The sequence below is a fragment of the Xanthobacter autotrophicus genome, assembly GCF_030015065.1.
GTDB lineage: Bacteria > Pseudomonadota > Alphaproteobacteria > Rhizobiales > Xanthobacteraceae > Xanthobacter > Xanthobacter autotrophicus_D.
Window position 1 is genome coordinate 52,102 of record NZ_JAIVFN010000008.1, and the last position, 15,586, is coordinate 67,687.

Annotated in this window: 12 protein-coding genes and 1 pseudogene; 9 read left to right on the plus strand and 4 right to left on the minus strand. The window is 65.3% G+C overall.

Annotated elements, in window-relative coordinates:
* Window positions 1-2 precede the first annotated feature (2 nt).
* The 4 genes from K9U40_RS03600 to K9U40_RS03615 all read left to right on the plus strand — a co-directional run bounded on the left by K9U40_RS03600 (window position 3) and on the right by K9U40_RS03615 (window position 5,933).
* The gene (locus K9U40_RS03600; protein ID WP_282888846.1) at window positions 3-1,454 is read left to right on the plus strand and encodes an ATP-binding protein; all 1,452 of its coding nucleotides are present in this window, start codon (window positions 3-5) and stop codon (window positions 1,452-1,454) included.
* Window positions 1,444-2,766, plus strand: coding sequence for a sigma-54-dependent transcriptional regulator (locus K9U40_RS03605; RefSeq protein ID WP_282888847.1), 1,323 nt, complete (start codon window positions 1,444-1,446; stop codon window positions 2,764-2,766). Before K9U40_RS03600 ends, K9U40_RS03605 begins: the two co-directional genes overlap by 11 nt.
* A gap of 171 nt (window positions 2,767-2,937) precedes the next feature.
* Window positions 2,938-3,459, plus strand: coding sequence for an arsenate reductase (azurin) small subunit (locus K9U40_RS03610; RefSeq protein WP_282888848.1), 522 nt, complete (start codon window positions 2,938-2,940; stop codon window positions 3,457-3,459).
* Between the two features lie 11 nt (window positions 3,460-3,470).
* Window positions 3,471-5,933 (plus strand): arsenate reductase (azurin) large subunit, encoded by a 2,463-nt coding sequence (locus K9U40_RS03615; RefSeq protein WP_282888849.1) that lies wholly within the window; start codon window positions 3,471-3,473, stop codon window positions 5,931-5,933.
* Between the two features lie 59 nt (window positions 5,934-5,992).
* Here the strand turns inward: K9U40_RS03615 and pstB are convergent, their stop codons facing one another.
* From pstB to K9U40_RS03635, 4 genes are all read right to left on the minus strand, one after another.
* Complete coding sequence (gene pstB, locus K9U40_RS03620) at window positions 5,993-6,802, minus strand: phosphate ABC transporter ATP-binding protein PstB (protein ID WP_282888850.1); 810 nt, start codon at window positions 6,800-6,802, stop codon at window positions 5,993-5,995.
* Window positions 6,803-6,831: 29 nt separating this feature from the next.
* A complete protein-coding gene (pstA, locus tag K9U40_RS03625; protein ID WP_282888851.1) occupies window positions 6,832-7,767 on the minus strand; it encodes a phosphate ABC transporter permease PstA in 936 nt (311 codons plus the stop codon).
* A 10-nt stretch (window positions 7,768-7,777) separates the two neighbouring features.
* Window positions 7,778-8,629: a phosphate ABC transporter permease subunit PstC gene (gene pstC / locus K9U40_RS03630; RefSeq protein ID WP_282888852.1), complete on the minus strand. Its 852-nt coding sequence runs from the start codon at window positions 8,627-8,629 to the stop codon at window positions 7,778-7,780.
* 153 nt (window positions 8,630-8,782) lie between these two features.
* A complete protein-coding gene (locus K9U40_RS03635; RefSeq protein ID WP_282888853.1) occupies window positions 8,783-9,784 on the minus strand; it encodes a PstS family phosphate ABC transporter substrate-binding protein in 1,002 nt (333 codons plus the stop codon).
* Between the two features lie 547 nt (window positions 9,785-10,331).
* Here K9U40_RS03635 and pstS point away from each other — a divergent pair.
* The 5 genes and pseudogenes from pstS to phnD all read left to right on the plus strand — a co-directional run.
* Window positions 10,332-11,360, plus strand: a complete 1,029-nt coding sequence (gene pstS / locus K9U40_RS03640) for a phosphate ABC transporter substrate-binding protein PstS (protein ID WP_282888854.1) — start codon at window positions 10,332-10,334, stop codon at window positions 11,358-11,360.
* A gap of 53 nt (window positions 11,361-11,413) precedes the next feature.
* Window positions 11,414-12,301: a helix-turn-helix domain-containing protein gene (locus K9U40_RS03645; RefSeq protein ID WP_282888855.1), complete on the plus strand. Its 888-nt coding sequence runs from the start codon at window positions 11,414-11,416 to the stop codon at window positions 12,299-12,301.
* A gap of 89 nt (window positions 12,302-12,390) precedes the next feature.
* Window positions 12,391-13,431, plus strand: a complete 1,041-nt coding sequence (locus tag K9U40_RS03650; RefSeq protein WP_282888856.1) for an ArsJ-associated glyceraldehyde-3-phosphate dehydrogenase — start codon at window positions 12,391-12,393, stop codon at window positions 13,429-13,431.
* Window position 13,432: 1 nt separating this feature from the next.
* Window positions 13,433-14,707, plus strand: a complete 1,275-nt coding sequence (gene arsJ, locus K9U40_RS03655) for an organoarsenical effux MFS transporter ArsJ (RefSeq protein ID WP_282888857.1) — start codon at window positions 13,433-13,435, stop codon at window positions 14,705-14,707.
* Window positions 14,708-14,811: 104 nt separating this feature from the next.
* Window positions 14,812-15,456, plus strand: a pseudogene (gene phnD / locus K9U40_RS03660) (phosphate/phosphite/phosphonate ABC transporter substrate-binding protein); the annotation flags it as partial.
* Between the last annotated feature and the right edge of the window lie 130 nt (window positions 15,457-15,586).

Below are 15,586 nucleotides of genomic sequence, written 5' to 3' on the forward strand. Positions count from 1 at the left end.
CCATGATCGCGCGCCTCGACCCCCGCCAGTGGCCTGTCACCCTCAAGGTACCCCTGGCGGTTGCGGCGCTCATGGTGCTGGTGGGGCTTGCACTCTCGGAGCGCGTGCTGAGCCGGCTGGGGGAGACGCAAGAGCGCCAGTTGCGCGCTTTGGCGCAGACCTATCTGGATAGCCTCTCCTCTGCGGTCGCGCCCGCGATCCTGCGAGACGATGTCTGGGAAGTCTATGACGCCATCATGCGGGCACAGGATCTCAACAAGAACCTTCATCCGTTGAGCGCCGTGATCACCGATGCGGAGGGCCTCGTCATCGCGGCGTCCGATCCCCGCCGTTTCCCCGTCGGGGTGCGTCTTCCGTCTGATCTTGCTCCGCTCGGGGCCGGCCGGGATTTCAGCTTCGAGACGGGCGCCCAATTCGCCACTGCGACGCACGTGCTCTCCTATCCTGGACGCATCGTCGGGATCATTCACGCCACCTTCGACACCAGCCATCTCGCCTTGGAGCGGCGCGACGTCGTCCTTGCGCTCGTGGCCACGAACGGAATGGTGACGCTCCTGCTCGCCGTGGCCGGCTGGCTGCTCGTCGCCCGCATGATGGCGCCCGTGCGCACGCTATCGCGTTATCTGGGCGACGCGAGCGAAGGGCGGGCGACGCTGGTGCCCCCCGAGGCGGTCGCGCGCAACGGCGCGGAATTCGCCCGCCTGTTCCTGGCCTACAATGCGCTGGTCCGGTCCATGTACGAGCGGGAGGACCTGGCCCGGCAGCTGGCGGACGAGCATCGGCTCGGCAGCCTCGGGCGGCTTACCTCGGCGCTCGCCCACGAGATCAACAATCCGCTGGGGGGCCTCTTCAACGCGCTGGCGACGCTGAAGACCCATGGACACCATGCGGCGGTCCGAAAATCGTCCCTCGGCCTTCTGGAGCGCGGCCTCGTCGGCATCCGCGACGTGGTGCGCACCACCCTCGCTTTGTATCGGCCGGAGCAAGCGCCGCGGCCCCTCGCCATGGCCGATTTCGAGGACCTGCAGCTGCTGGTTGCCCCCGCGGCGCGCCGGAAGGGTGTCGATCTGAGGTTCTCCGGTCCCGTCGACGTGTTGCTTCCTCTGCCCAGCACCCCGGTGCGCCAGGCCGTGCTGAACCTGCTGCTGAATGCGGTCTCCGCCGCCCCACCGGGAAGCGAAGTGGCGGTGGACGCATTGCTCGAGCCGACCGCTTTGCACGTGGTCGTGTCGGACCACGGCAGCGGCCTTCCGGAGCCTGCGGCGCGCCTTCTTGCAGTCGGCGGGGAAACGGGTGGCTTATCCTGGGGCGGCGGCCTCGGCTTGTGGACCACCCGGCGCATCCTGGACGACCTCGGCGCCTCGGCCGAGGTCGAGCGGCCTGAAACGGGAGGAACGCGGATCCGTCTTCTCTTCCCTCTCATCGCCCCAGTGGAGCTGGCCCATGTCGCATGAGCCTCCCGTCATAGGCCTGGTAGAGGACGATCCGATCATGGGCGAGAGCCTCGCCCAGCGGCTCGGCTTGGAAGGCATGACGGTGCATTGGTGGCGGACCGGTCGCGAGGCGGTGGCCGAGATTCGAAAGTTCCGTTTCGAGGCTATCGTATGCGACATCCGCCTTCCGGATCTCGATGGGGAGGCCGTGTTCCGGGAAGCGGCGCACGTGCCCCGGACGCCGCCTTTCCTGTTCGTGACCGGCCATGGCGACATCGACCAGGCGGTGCGCCTGATGCGGTCCGGCGCGGCGGACTACGTCACCAAGCCCTTCGAGATGGAGGACTTCCTGGCGCGGCTCACCGATTTGCTGATGCCGCATGGAACCACGGAAGGCGGCACCCTGGGCGTCTCACCCGCTATCCGGCAGGTGGAGGCGCTGTTGTGCAGGGTGGCGCGCCTGTCCTCCAATCTGCTTATCACGGGGGAGACAGGGACAGGTAAGGACGTGGCCGCCCGCTTCATCCATGCGCAATCACGGCACGCGACCGCGCCGTTTATCGCGGTCAATTGCGCCGCCATTCCCGCCGACCTCATGGAAAGCGAGTTGTTCGGCCATGAGCGAGGCGCGTTCACCGGTGCCGCGCAGCGCCATCTCGGCTATGTGGAGCGCGCCGGCGACGGCACGCTGTTTCTCGACGAGATCGGGGAATTGCGTCCGGAGTTGCAGGCAAAACTCCTGCGGCTGATCGAGAGCAAGACGTTCCAGAGGGTCGGCGGCGAGCGCGAGATCGCCTTCGGTGGGCGCATCGTGACGGCAACCAACGCCGATCTGGCACTGCGCGTCGTCGGTCGACAATTCCGCGAGGATCTTCTTTACCGTATCAACGCGGTCAGCATTCGCCTGCCCTCTCTGCGGGAGCGCCCGGAGGACATCCCCTGGCTCATGGAGCGGTTCTTCACCGAGTACAGTGCGGGCACCGAGACCAGCCTGAAAGGGATCAGTGCCCTCGCTGAGGAGGCGGCGCTGCAGCATCCCTGGCCCGGAAATGTGCGGGAACTGCGCAACCGGATGGAGCGGGCGGTCGCTCTCGCCTTGGGTCCCTGGCTGATGCCCGGGGATCTTTTTCCCGAGCTCGTGGACAAAGGTGCAGGCACAGGTGTGCGGATCGGCTCGCTGGAGTCCGCGCGCCAGGAGGCGGAAAAGCGCCACATCCTCCGGGCGCTGGCCGCGACTGGAGGCGAGCTTTCCGCTGCCGCCCGCCTCCTCGGCGTGGGGCGCACCACTCTGTGGGAGAAGATGCGTCGCCTCGGCCTCGGCAGCGACGGCTGACAGCGCGTTCGGACTTCCGGACAGACGGCGCCGCAGCATGTTCGGGATGGCGGACGTGCTCGCCTCAGCTCGCCCCTTAAATCATTGATTTTTCTGCTCAGCTTCGCATGGCGCGGCTTCTGCAGGACGTCTCGCGTCTGAAAGGACCAAGACGCTCTGGGAGGAGCTTTCATGAAAAGATGTCCAAGCCTCGTCGATGCCGGCCGCCGCAGCTTCCTGACCGGCGCCGGCCTTGCGACAGCGGGCGCCGCCGCCGCCACCGTCCTGCCGGCGCAGGCCAAGGCTGCGCCCGCGCTCGCGCTTGTGAAGTATCCGGCGAGCCGCCTCGCCAACCTCAAGGACCTGACGGTCAACGAGCCGCACAATGTGGCCTATCCCGACGTCAACGCGCCCGGTGTCCTCCTGAAGCTCGGTACGCGCGTTCCCGGAGGCGCGGGACCCGACGGCGACATCGTCGGCTTCACCACCCTCTGCCCGCACAAGGGCTTTCTCCTGACCTACAGCACCGGCGACAAGACGCTGAACTGCCCCGGTCACTATTCGCGCTTCGACTGCGAGAAGGGCGGCCAGCAGATCTGGGGGCAGGCGACGCAGAACCTGCCGCAATACGCGCTGCGCGTGGACGCGAAGGGCGACATCTATGCCGAAGGCGTGGATGAGCTCATCTACGGCCGCCTCTCCAACGTGCTCTGAGGGAGGACGCCATGGCTTACAAGCGCCAGATCGGCCAGCTGCCCATCATTCCCGCCAACGCCACGGTCCACAACGTGGTCTGCCACTATTGCATCGTCGGCTGCGGCTACAAGGCCTATAGCTGGGACGCCCGGTACGAGGGCGGCACGGCGCCGGGCGAGAACGCCTTCAGCGTTGATCTCTCCAGGCAACAGCCGGCGGAGACGGCGGCGTGGTATGCGCCGTCCATGTACAACATCGTCAAGCAGAACGGGCGGGACGTGCACATCGTCATCAAGCCCGACAAGGCCTGCGTGGTGAATTCGGGCCTCGGCTCCGTGCGCGGCGCGCGGATCGCCGAGATGAGCTATTCGCGCCAGCGCAACACCCAGCTCCAGCGCCTCACCGACCCCCAGGTCTGGCGCTACGGGCAGCTCCAGCCCACGAGCTGGGACGACGCCCTCGACCTCGTCGCCCGGGTGACCGCAGCGGTGATCGCCGAACAGGGCGAGGATGGCCTGTTCGTGTCCGCCTTCGATCACGGCGGCTCAGGTGGCGGATACGAGAACACCTGGGGCACCGGAAAGCTCTATTTCGGCGCCATGAAGGTGAAGAACATCCGCATCCACAATCGCCCGGCCTACAATTCGGAAGTCCACGGCTCCCGCGACATGGGGGTGGGCGAGCTCAACAATTGCTACGAGGACGCCGAGCTCGCCGACACCCTCGTGGCGGTGGGCACGAACGCGATGGAAACCCAGACCAACTATTTCCTGAACCACTGGGTACCGAACCTGCGCGGAACCTCCCTCGACAAGAAGAAGACGGAGTTCGGCAACGAGCCCGTGGCCAAGGCGCGCATCGTCATCGTCGATCCGCGCCGCACCGTCACGGTGAATGCCTGCGAGGTGGAGGCGGGCAAGGAGAACGTGCTCCATCTGGCGCTGAACTCCGGAACCGACCTGATCCTGTTCAACGCCTGGCTCACCTACGCGGCGGAGAAAGGCTGGATCGACAAGGCCTTCATCGCAGCGTCCACGAAGGATTTCGACAAGGCGCTCGCCGCCAACACGGTGAGTGTGGCGGACGCGGCCCGTGCCACCGGCCTCAGCGAGGCGGACATCGTCAAGGCCGTCACCTGGATCGCCGAGCCGAAAGCCGGCGGCGCACGCCGGCGCACCATGTTCGCCTACGAGAAGGGGCTCATCTGGGGCAACGACAACTACCGCACCAACCAGGCGCTGGTGAATCTCGCCCTCGCCACCGGCAATGTGGGCCGGCCGGGCGGCGGCTGCGTGCGCATGGGTGGCCACCAGGAAGGCTATTGCCGCCCGTCCGACGCGTTCGTCGGCCGGCCGGCCGCCTATGTGGACAAGCTGCTCATCGAGGGCAAGGGCGGCGTGCACCACATCTGGGGCTGCGACCACTACAAGACCACGCTCAACGCCATGGCCTTCAAGCGCGCCTACAAGATGCGCACCGACCTCGTGAAGGACGCCATGGCCAGCGTTCCCTACGGCGACCGCGACGCGATGGTGGCAGCAATCATGGGTGCCATCCGCAAAGGCGGGCTGTTCAGCGTCGACGTGGACATCGTGCCGACCCATATCGGCGAGGCCGCCCATGTGATGCTGCCCGCCGCCACCTCCGGCGAGATGAACCTCACCTCCATGAACGGCGAGCGGCGCATGCGCCTCACCGAACGCTACATGGACCCGCCGGGCCAGGCCATGCCCGACTGCCTCATCGCCGCGCGCATTGCCAACCACATGGAGCGGGTGCTGCGCGCCGCGGGCAAGGCGGAGGCCGCCGACAAGTTCAAGGGCTTCGACTGGAAGACCGAGGAAGACGCCTTCATGGACGGCTACGCCAAGAACGAGAAGGGCGGGGGATTCGTCACCTATGACCGCTTGCGGGCGATGGGCACGAACGGTTTCCAGGAGCCGGCAACGGCATACACGGACGGCAAGATCGTGGGCACCAAGCGCCTGTTCGCCGACGGCAAGTTCAACAAGCCGGACGGCAAGGCGGTGTTCGCAGAAACCAGATGGCGCGGGCTCCAGGCGCCGGGCAAGCAGGCGGAGAAGGACAAGTTCGCCTTCCTCATCAACAACGGGCGGGCGAACCTGGTCTGGCAGAGCGCCTATCTCGATGTGGAGAACGAGCTGGTGATGGACCGCTGGCCCTACCCCTTCATCGAGATGAACCCGCAGGACATGGGCGAGCTCGGGTTGAAGAGCGGGGATCTGGTGGAGGTCTACAACGAGAACGGCTCCACCCAGGCCATGGCCTATCCCACCCCCACGGCGAAGCGGAAGGAGACCTTCATGCTGTTCGGCTTCCCGACCGGGGTGCAGGGCAACGTGGTGTCGGCGGGGGTGAACGAATATGTGATCCCCAACTACAAGCAGACGTGGGGCAACATCCGCAAGATCGCCGACGCTCCCGAAGGCGTGCGGCACCTGACCTTCAAGTCGAAGGAATATCCGGCCTGACGGCGGAAGGCCCCGGGCGGCGCCATCGCGCCGCCCGGGGCCGAACCCCCTGGAACGCCTCAGCCGTACCGGCCGGTGACGTAGGCCTGAGTGCGCTCCTCGGTCGGGTTGGTGAAGATGCGGCTGGTCACGTCGTACTCCACCATGTGGCCGAGATGCATGAAGGCGGTGAAATCGGAGATGCGCGCCGCCTGCTGCATGTTGTGGGTGACGATCATGATGGTGTAGGCGCCGCGCAATTCGTCCATCAGTTCCTCGATCTTCGCCGTGGCGATAGGGTCGAGGGCGGAGGTGGGCTCGTCGAACAGGATCAGCTCCGGGTCGGGGGCGAGCGTGCGGGCGATGCACAGGCGCTGCTGCTGGCCCCCGGACAATCCATAGGCGGATTCCTGAAGGCGATCCTTCACCTCGTCCCAAAGGGCCGCCTGGCGCAGCGCGGCTTCCACCCGCCCCGCCACCTCCGATCGGTTGCGGATGCCACGGATGTAGAGGCCCGCCGCCACATTCTCATAGACCGATTTCGGAAACGGATTGGGCTTCTGGAACACCATGCCGATGCGCAGGCGCGCAAGCATGGGGTCCACCTCCGCCGCGACGATGTTGACCCCCTCCGGATAGAGGATGATCTCGCCCTCGTACCGGTTGCCCGGATAGAGATCGTGCATGCGGTTGAAGCAGCGCAGGAGCGTGGACTTGCCGCAGCCCGACGGGCCGATGAGGGCGGTGACCTTGCCCTCGACGATGGGAAGCTCAACCGCCTTGAGCGCCTGGTTGTCGCCGTAGAAGAAATCGAGCTTGCGAACGGCGGCGCGCAGGGGTGCGGGCTCCTTGCCAGCCACGGCGTCCAATGCGGGTGTCACGGCGGTCATCTCATTCTCCGAATGGCCGGGCTGCAGCATCAGCGCATGCTCCGGCGGATCTTGTAGCGCAGCCAGATGGCGACGGCGTTCATCAGCAGCGTCATGGCGAGCAGGATGAGGCCGGTTGCCGCCGCGTTCACGTGGAATGCCGCCTGGGGACGTGAAACCCAGTTGAACATCTGGATCGGCATCACCGTGAACGGCGAGTTGAGCCAGTCGAAATTGATGAACGGAAAGGTCTCCTGAACCGGCGGCGGCGGCAGGAAGGCGATGAAGGTGAGGGCGCCGATGGTGATGATGGGCGCGGTTTCGCCGATGGCCCGCGACATGCCGACGATGGCGCCCGTGAGGATGCCGGGGCGCGCCGTCGGCAGGATGTAGCCGCTCATCGTCTGCCACTTGTCGGCGCCGAGCGCATAGGCGCCCTCGCGGACTTCGAGCGGGATGGAGCGTACCGCCTCGCGTGTGGCGACGATGATGATGGGCAGGATGAGCAGCGCCAGCGTCATGCCCGCCACGAGGATGGTCTGACCCATGGCGAAGCTCTGCACGAACAGGCCGAGGGCCAGCAGGCCGTAAATGATGGAGGGCACGCCGGCGAGATTGGTGACGTTGATCTCGATGAGATGGGTAATCCAGTTCCGCGGCGCATATTCCTCGAGATAGAGGCCTGCGGCGACGCCGAGCGGCACCGCGAGCACGGTCGTGACGATCATCACCAGTGCGGTGCCGACCCAGGCGGACAGGATGCCCGCATCCGCCGCGCGCCGGGAGGGGAAGCTGGTCAGGAAATCAAGATCAATGCGCCCGAGCCCATCCACCATGAAGTCGATGATGAGCGACAGCAGCACGATCATGGTGAGGATGAGGACGCCCAGACCGAGGAGCGCGAAATTGCGGTCCGAGCGATGCGCCCGGGTGACGATCTCGGCGTCCGAGAAGCGGCGGGAGGGTTGAGCGGCGAGCGGCTTCACGGCCATCCCCTCAATAGACTTCGCGGTACTTCTGGCGCAGCCAGAAGGCGAGGATGTTGAAGACAAAGGTCATGAGGAACAGCGTCATGCCCGCGGCGAAAATGGTGAGATAGGCGATGGAGCCGTGCGGCACGTCGCCGAGGCTGATCTGGACGATGTAAGCGGTGATGGTGGCGGCGCCCTCCAGCGGGTTGAGGGCGAGCTTGGCCTGCTGGCCGGCGGCGATGGCCACCACCATGGTCTCGCCCACCGCCCGCGACATGCCGAGGATGTAGGCCGCCGTTACCCCGGAGAAGGCACCGGGGATCACCACCCGCGTCGCCGTCTGGAGCCGCGTGAAGCCGAGCGCGTAGGCGCCCTCCCTCAGCTCCGCGGGAACGGCGCGCATGGCGTCCTCGCTTACGGAAACGATGTAGGGCAGGATCATGATGCCCATGACGATGCCGGGCACGAGCAGGTTGAAGCTGGCGAGCCCCGGAATGAAGATCTGGAAGATGGGCGTGAGGAACAGGAGCGCGAAATAGCCGAAGGCCACGGTGGGCACGCCGGCGATCAACTCAAGGAACGGCTTGATGGCCTCACGCACCTGCGGCCGGGCGAATTCCGACAGGTAGATGGCGAGCACGGTCCCCGCCGGGATGGCCACGACAAGCGCAATGAGCGAACTCATCAAGGTGCCGGACACCAGAGTCATGATGCCGAAGTGCTTGTCCTGGAACACCGGCGTCCATTGCGTGTCGGTCAGGAAGTCGATGATCGACACCTGGGTGAAGAATTTCACGCTTTCGGACAAGAGAACGTAGACGATGCTCCCCGTCACAAGAACCGAGAGCGCGGCGCTGAGAAAGAGGACGACCCGCATGGTGCGGTCCACCACCCGGCGGCGCGCCAGGAAGGTGGGAGAGACCGTCAGGCCCCGCTGGCCCGTTCTTGAGACTGGAGATGCCGCTGCGACCACGACCAACCCTCACCTAGATGGAGGGAGGCGCCGGAGCGCCTCCCTCTGGATCAGACCTCAGTAGACGAGCTTTTCCTTCAGGAGATCCTCGACCGACACGCCGACCTTGGAGCCGGTGAAGCCGGTGCCGATCTCACGCTTCCTGAAGCGCTCCTGGAACGCCTTCAGGGCCGCCTCGGGAAGCGGCACGTAGCCCACTTCCTTGACCAGCTCGACCGCGTTCTTGGGGTTCTGGTAGAACTCCACGAACTTCGCCACCTCGGGGCGGGTGTCCGCCGACTTCTTGTTCACATAGATGAAGATGGGGCGGGACAGGGGCTGGTACTTGCCGGTGCGGGCGTTCTCCACAGAGGGCTCCACGGCGGAGGCGGCATCGTTGAGCTTGATCTTCACGGCCTTCAGCTTGCCGTGGTTCTCCTCGTAATAGACGAGGCCGAAGAAGCCGAGGGCGTTCTGGTCGCCGGCGACGCCCTGCACGAGCACGTTGTCGTCCTCGGAGGCGGTGAAGTCGCCGCGGCTCGAGTGTTCCTTGCCGACGATGGCGGCGGTGAAATAGTCATACGTGCCGGAATCGACGCCCGCGCCGTAGAGCACCAGAGGACGATCAGGGAAGCTGTCGCGCACCTGCTTCCAATTGGTGATCTTGCCCTGGGCCTCGGGCTCCCAGATCTTCTTCAGGTCCGCGACGGTCATTTCGCTCGCCCAGGTGTTGGACGGATGGATGACGACGGTGAGCGCGTCGAGCGCCACGGGCAGCTCGATATATTCGATGCCGGCTTCCTTGCAGGCCTTCTGCTCGCTCGCGGTGATGGGTCGCGAGGCGTTGGAGATGTCGGTCTCACCGCGGCAGAACTTCTTGAAGCCGCCACCCGTGCCGCCGATGCCGACGGTCACCTTGATGTCTTTGTTCTGCTTCTGGAACTCCTCGGCCATGGCCTCGGTCACGGGAAACACCGTGGACGAGCCGTCGGCCTTGACCAGAGCCTGGGCGGCGGCGCCGTTGAAGGCTGCGCCGGTAGCGAGCAGCGCGATCGCGCCCGCGAGAGTGATGATCTTCATGAGGTTGCCGTCTCCCTGGACAATGTCGCCAGGGCTCTCGACGCTCGCCTGGCCATACGGCCTCTAAGCAATTTAGACAACAACTTTATGACAAAATCGTATATTTGAATCTAATTGTCATCTATAAAAGGTTTTAATGCAATTAATTGCCGATTTTGCTCATGTATATATGACATATATCTCGGCCATGTCGCGCCACAATATGGGTGCACATGAAATCTATAATCCCTTTTGCAAGGCATTAATCCAATATATCAGAGACACTCGCGACCATTTACTCTTCGCAACCGGCCCAGATATTCCATAGTTAATCCAATTTAGCAGCGACCCATCCCGATCGAGGGAGGGCATTTACGCTATTTTAATTCGATAGGTATCGACATAACGATAACAATACTTGCCGCATCGGAATGCTCTGGAAGGCGCGCGTCATACCAATGTCATGTGACGCATATAGCGATCTGTCCACGCCTATCGACATTTTAGCTTATGGCGGCGATGATCAGAATCGCGCCCCATATCGAAGGGCGACAGGGGGAGGCCAGCCGTGAACCGCATTCTTGCCTTGACTGCCGCAGTTGCACTTGCGGCCCTGACCACGCTCTCGCCCGCCGCGCATGCGGCCGAGGTGCGGGGCGCGGGCTCCACCTTTGCCTATCCCATCATCTGGAAGTGGGCTGAAGGCTTCCGCGAGCGCACGGGCACCCTCGTGGGATACCAGTCGGTCGGCTCGTCGGCCGGCGTCAACCGCATCAAGGACGGCGTGGTGGATTTCGGCGCAACCGACAAGCCGCTGAAGCCGGAAGATCTGGAGAAATACGGCCTCGGCCAGTTCCCCATCGTGTTCGGCGGCGTCGTGCCGGTGTTCAATGTGGAGGGCGTCGGCCCCGGCCAGTTGCGCTTCACCGGCGCGCTTCTCGCCGACATCTATCTTGGCAAGGTCGCGACCTGGTCCGACCCCGCCATCAGGGCCCTCAATCCCGACATCAAGCTGCCCGACGCCAAGATCGTGGTGGTGCACCGTTCCGACGGATCGGGGACCACCTTCAACTGGGTGTCCTACCTCGCCAAGGCGAGCCCGGAATGGAAGCAGCAGGTCGGCGAGGGCAGCGCGGTCGCCTGGCCGGTGGGAACGGGCGCACGGGGCAACGAGGGCGTTGCGACCGAGGTCAAGCGGGTCAAGAACGCCATCGGTTACGTGGAATACACCTACGTGGTGCAGGCCAAGCTCGCCTATGGCCTGGTGCAGAACCGGGCGGGCCGGTTCATCGCCCCGAGCGCGGCGTCGTTCCAGGCCGCGGCCTCGAGCTTCGACTGGACCGCGGCGAAGGATTTCTTCGTGATCATCAACGATTCCGCCGCCGAGGATGCCTATCCCATCGCCGCCACCACCTTCGCCATCATGTACAAGGAGCCCAGGGTCCCGGCCAACAGCCGCGCGGCCTTCGAGTTCTGGCGCTTCGCCCTCGGCGAGGGTGAGAAATATGCATCGGAGCTCGGCTATGTTCCCTTGCCGCCGGCGCTGGTCCAGCAGGTGAAGGACTATTGGGCAAAGACCTTTAAGGGTGGCGTCTGAGATCACCGTGGGATGCCGGTGATCTGCGAGGCAGTTTTGGAGGGTGGTGTAAGATGGATGAAACGAGGCTCAACGGGGAAGATGCGATCAGGATCTTCGATGCGCTGTCGCAGGGCACGCGTTTCGAGACCTATCGCCTCCTGCTGCGCTATGTCCCTTACGGACTCCCGGCTGGCGACATCGCCCGCCTTCTCGCTGTTCCGCACAACACCATGTCCACCCATCTCGCGTTGCTCGAGCGCGCCAACCTTGTGACGGCGCGCCGCGATGGGCGTTCCATCATCTATGCGGCGAGCCTCGTGCCCGCCGCCCCCATTCTCGGCCGTCTCATGGGCGAGATGGGCTTCACGCTCACCGCGCGGCACGGCACCTTGCAATCCGCCTTTCCGCAGGTGCGCCCCGCGGCCGCGAATGATCGTGTCTACAATGTGCTGCTGGTCTGCTCCGGCAATTCTGCACGTTCGGTGATCGCCGAGGCGTTGCTGAACCGGGAAGGCCGCGGCCGCTTCCGGGCCTATTCAGCCGGCAGCCGGCCGAAGTCCAAGCCCCACCCCATGGCGCTCAATCTGCTCGCCTCGCTCGGCTACGACACGGCGCACCTCTCATCCAAGAGCTGGGACGGGTTCGCCCGGCCGAACGCACCGGAGATGGATTTCGTCATCACCACCTGCGACGCCGCGGCGGGCGAAATCTGCCCCGCCTTCCCCGGCCACCCACTGCAGGCCCATTGGGGCCTGCCCGATCCGCTCTCGGTGAAGGGAACCGAAGCGGAGCAGAAGGCGGCCCTCCTCTCCACCTATCGTCGGCTCGCCGGGCGCGTCTCCGCCTTCGTCAACCTTCCATTCGAGCAGCTCGATCTTGCTTCGCTGAAAGAACGCATCAGCAAGATCGGGAGGATGGAGGGTGCAACGGACCTCACGCTTTCCGGGCAGGCCGCGTGAGGTCGGAAGCCGCCGCCGGACCTCCGCGGGCCTGAAGCCATCGCGCCGGGGCCGCCCCCTTTTCGAAGATCACAGGGAATCACGGTGCCATGAGAGTAGGGATCAACGGCCTCGGCCGCATCGGACGGCTGTCGCTGCGCGCGGCCATGGGGGCGGCGCAACGCCCGGACAACGACCCCCGCGGCGGCAACCGGCTGGACATCGTGCATCTCAACGAGATCAAGGGTGGTGCCGAAGCCGTCGCCCACCTCCTGGAATTCGACAGCGTGCAGGGCCGCTGGCGCGCGCCCATCTCCCACGATGAGGCGAGCGTGCGCATCGGCGACACGGCCATGTCGTTCTCGTCCCATGCCAAGCCGGAAGACATTCCCTGGGGCGACCTCGGGGTGGACGTGGTGCTGGAATCCACCGGCAAGTTCCTCACGCCGCAGGTGCTTGAAGGCCACCTGAAGCGCGGGGCCAAGCGGGTCATCGTCGCCGCCCCGGTGAAGGACCCGTCCGTCCTCAACGTGGTGGTGGGGGTGAATGAAAATCTCTACGACCGCGAGCGGCACCCCATCGTCACCGCAGCCTCCTGCACCACCAACTGCCTCGCCCCCGTGGTGAAGGTGGTGCACGAGGCCATCGGCATCCGTCACGGCCAGATCACCACGATCCACGATCCCACCAACACCAATGTGGTGGTGGACGCGCCCCACAAGGACCTGCGCCGCGCCCGCTCGGCCATGCTCTCGCTCCAGCCCACCACCACGGGAAGCGCGACCGCCATCGCCCTCATCTATCCCGAACTCAAGGGCAAGCTGAACGGCCATGCGGTGCGCGCCCCCGTGCTCAACGCCTCGCTCACCGACTGCGTGTTCGAGCTGAACCGCGAGACCACCGCGGAGGAGGTGAATGCCCTGTTCGCCGAGGCCGCGAACGGAGCGCTCAACGGCATCCTCGGCTTCGAGCCGCGCCCTTTGGTGTCGGCCGACTATGCCCGCGACACAAGGTCCGCCATCGTGGACGGGCCGTCCACCCTCGTCACCGACGGCACCCTGCTCAAGGTCTATGCCTGGTACGATAACGAGATGGGCTATGCCTGCCGCATGGTGGACCTCGCGTGCCATCTTCAACAGGCGGGGCTGTGAGATGGCGCCGTCCTCCTCCGCGGGCCTGCGCAATTACGCCATCGTCACCGCGGCCTACTGGGGCTTCACGCTGACCGACGGCGCCTTGCGGATGCTGGTGCTGTTCACCTTCTTCAAGCTCGGCTACTCGCCCTTCACCCTCGCCTTCCTGTTCCTGCTCTATGAGGCGGCGGGCATCGGGGCGAACTTCATCGGCGGATGGCTCGCCGCGCGCTTCGGCATCACCCGGATGCTGACGGTGGGGCTCACCACCCAGATCGCCGGCTTCCTGCTGCTCTCGGCCATGTCCCCCTCGTGGGAAACCGCATTCCTGGTGGCCTGGGTGGTGGCGGCACAGGGTGTGTGCGGGGTGGCCAAGGACCTCACCAAGACCGCCTCAAAATCCGCCATCAAGGTCACGGAGGCGGAAGCGAAGGGCAATGCCGAGGGGCGCCTGTTCCGCTGGGTGGCGTGGTTCACCGGCTCCAAGAACGCCATGAAGGGCTTCGGCTTCTTCCTCGGCGGCGTGCTGCTGGAGGCGTTCGGCTTCCGCCTGTCGCTGTGGCTCATGGCGGGCGTGCTGGCCATCGTGCTGCTCGGCGTCCTGCTCTCTTTGCCGCCCATGATGGGCAAGGCCAAGGCCAGTTCCTCGGCCAGGGAATTGTTCGGCAAGAGCCGGGGGGTGAATCTGCTCGCCGCCGCCCGCGTGGCGCTGTTCGGCGCGCGGGACGTGTGGTTCGTGGTGGGCGTGCCGGTGTTCCTCTATGGCCTCGGCTGGACCTTCCCCATGGTAGGTGGCTTCCTGGCGCTCTGGACCATCGGCTACGGCATCGTGCAGGCGGCAGCGCCTGCGGTGGTGAGCCGCAGCCCGGACGGATTGTCGAAGGAGGTTCCGGCGGCGCGCTGGTGGGCGCTCGGGCTCGCACTCGTTCCCGTCGCCATCATCGCGCTCCTTGCCATGACGCCCCTGCGGCCGGACCTCATCGTCGTCATCGGACTCGGCATTTTCGGCGCCGCCTTCGCGGTGAATTCCTCGCTGCACTCCTATCTGATCCTCGCCTATGCGGGATCGGAGAAGGCGGCGGAGGACGTCGGCTTCTATTATGCCGCGAACGCCGCCGGGCGCTTCGCCGGAACGCTCCTCAGCGGCCTGCTCTACCAGGTGGGGGGCATCACGACCTGCCTCGCCGGCTCCGCCGTCATGCTCGGCATCTGCTGGCTCACCACCCTGCTTCTGCCGACCCACGCCGGCGCCGTGGAGAAGGCCGGGCCCGGCAGTGCCCTGCCGAGCAGTTGAGCCGGCCGCATCGTAGTCGGTGCGTCACACAACAGTCGTACTGAAGATGTGATCCAATCGGAGATGAAGCCATGTCGCTCCTGCGCTCCCTGACCTGTGCCGCCATGCTCGCGGCGACCATGCTGGCGCCGTCCTTTGCCCGGGCCGAATTCAAGCTCGACCCGCGCTTCACCGACACCAATGGCGACATGGTGGCCGACACCCCGTCGGATCCGGCAAAGCAGATCGACCCCGACACCCTCATCTTCGCCTACACCCCGGTGGAGGACCCCGCAGTCTATGCGAAGGTGTGGGCCGAATTCCTCGACCACCTCGCCAAGGTGACGGGCAAGAAGGTGCAGTTCTTCCCCGTGCAGTCCAATGCCGCGCAGCTGGAAGCCATGCGCGCCGGCCGCCTGCATGTGGCCGGCTTCAACACCGGTTCCAATCCCATTGCGGTGGCCTGCGCCGGCTTCGTGCCCTTCACCATGATGGCGGCGAAAGACGGCGCCTATGGCTACGAGATGGAGATCATCACCTATCCCGGTTCCGGCATCACCAAGGTCGAGGACATCAAGGGGAAGAAGATGGCCTTTACCTCGGAGACCTCGAACTCCGGCTACAAGGCGCCCTCCGCGCTCCTGAAGTCGCAGTTCGGCATGGAGGCCGGCAAGGACTTCGAGCCCGCCTTCTCCGGCAAGCACGACAATTCCATCATCGGCGTCGCCAACAAGGACTATCCCGCGGCGGCCGTCGCCAATTCGGTGATGAAGTGAGGTGGTCCCCGAAAATCGGACAGGGAGTTAAGCTTGGTTCGGCCTGACGGAAGGACGAGCCCGATGACCGGGAAGAGGAAGCGATATTCAGCTGAGTTCAAGGCGAAGGTGGCCCTGGAGGCGC

Coding starts and splice junctions, on each gene's coding strand:
- K9U40_RS03600 (WP_282888846.1), top strand. CDS start 3: ATGATCGCGCGCCTCGACCCCCGCCAGTGGCCTGTCACCCTCAAGGTA.
- K9U40_RS03605 (WP_282888847.1), top strand. CDS start 1,444: ATGTCGCATGAGCCTCCCGTCATAGGCCTGGTAGAGGACGATCCGATC.
- K9U40_RS03610 (WP_282888848.1), top strand. CDS start 2,938: ATGAAAAGATGTCCAAGCCTCGTCGATGCCGGCCGCCGCAGCTTCCTG.
- K9U40_RS03615 (WP_282888849.1), top strand. CDS start 3,471: ATGGCTTACAAGCGCCAGATCGGCCAGCTGCCCATCATTCCCGCCAAC.
- pstB (WP_282888850.1), bottom strand. CDS start 6,802: ATGACCGCCGTGACACCCGCATTGGACGCCGTGGCTGGCAAGGAGCCC.
- pstC (WP_282888852.1), bottom strand. CDS start 8,629: ATGCGGGTCGTCCTCTTTCTCAGCGCCGCGCTCTCGGTTCTTGTGACG.
- K9U40_RS03635 (WP_282888853.1), bottom strand. CDS start 9,784: ATGAAGATCATCACTCTCGCGGGCGCGATCGCGCTGCTCGCTACCGGC.
- K9U40_RS03645 (WP_282888855.1), top strand. CDS start 11,414: ATGGATGAAACGAGGCTCAACGGGGAAGATGCGATCAGGATCTTCGAT.
- K9U40_RS03650 (WP_282888856.1), top strand. CDS start 12,391: ATGAGAGTAGGGATCAACGGCCTCGGCCGCATCGGACGGCTGTCGCTG.
- arsJ (WP_282888857.1), top strand. CDS start 13,433: ATGGCGCCGTCCTCCTCCGCGGGCCTGCGCAATTACGCCATCGTCACC.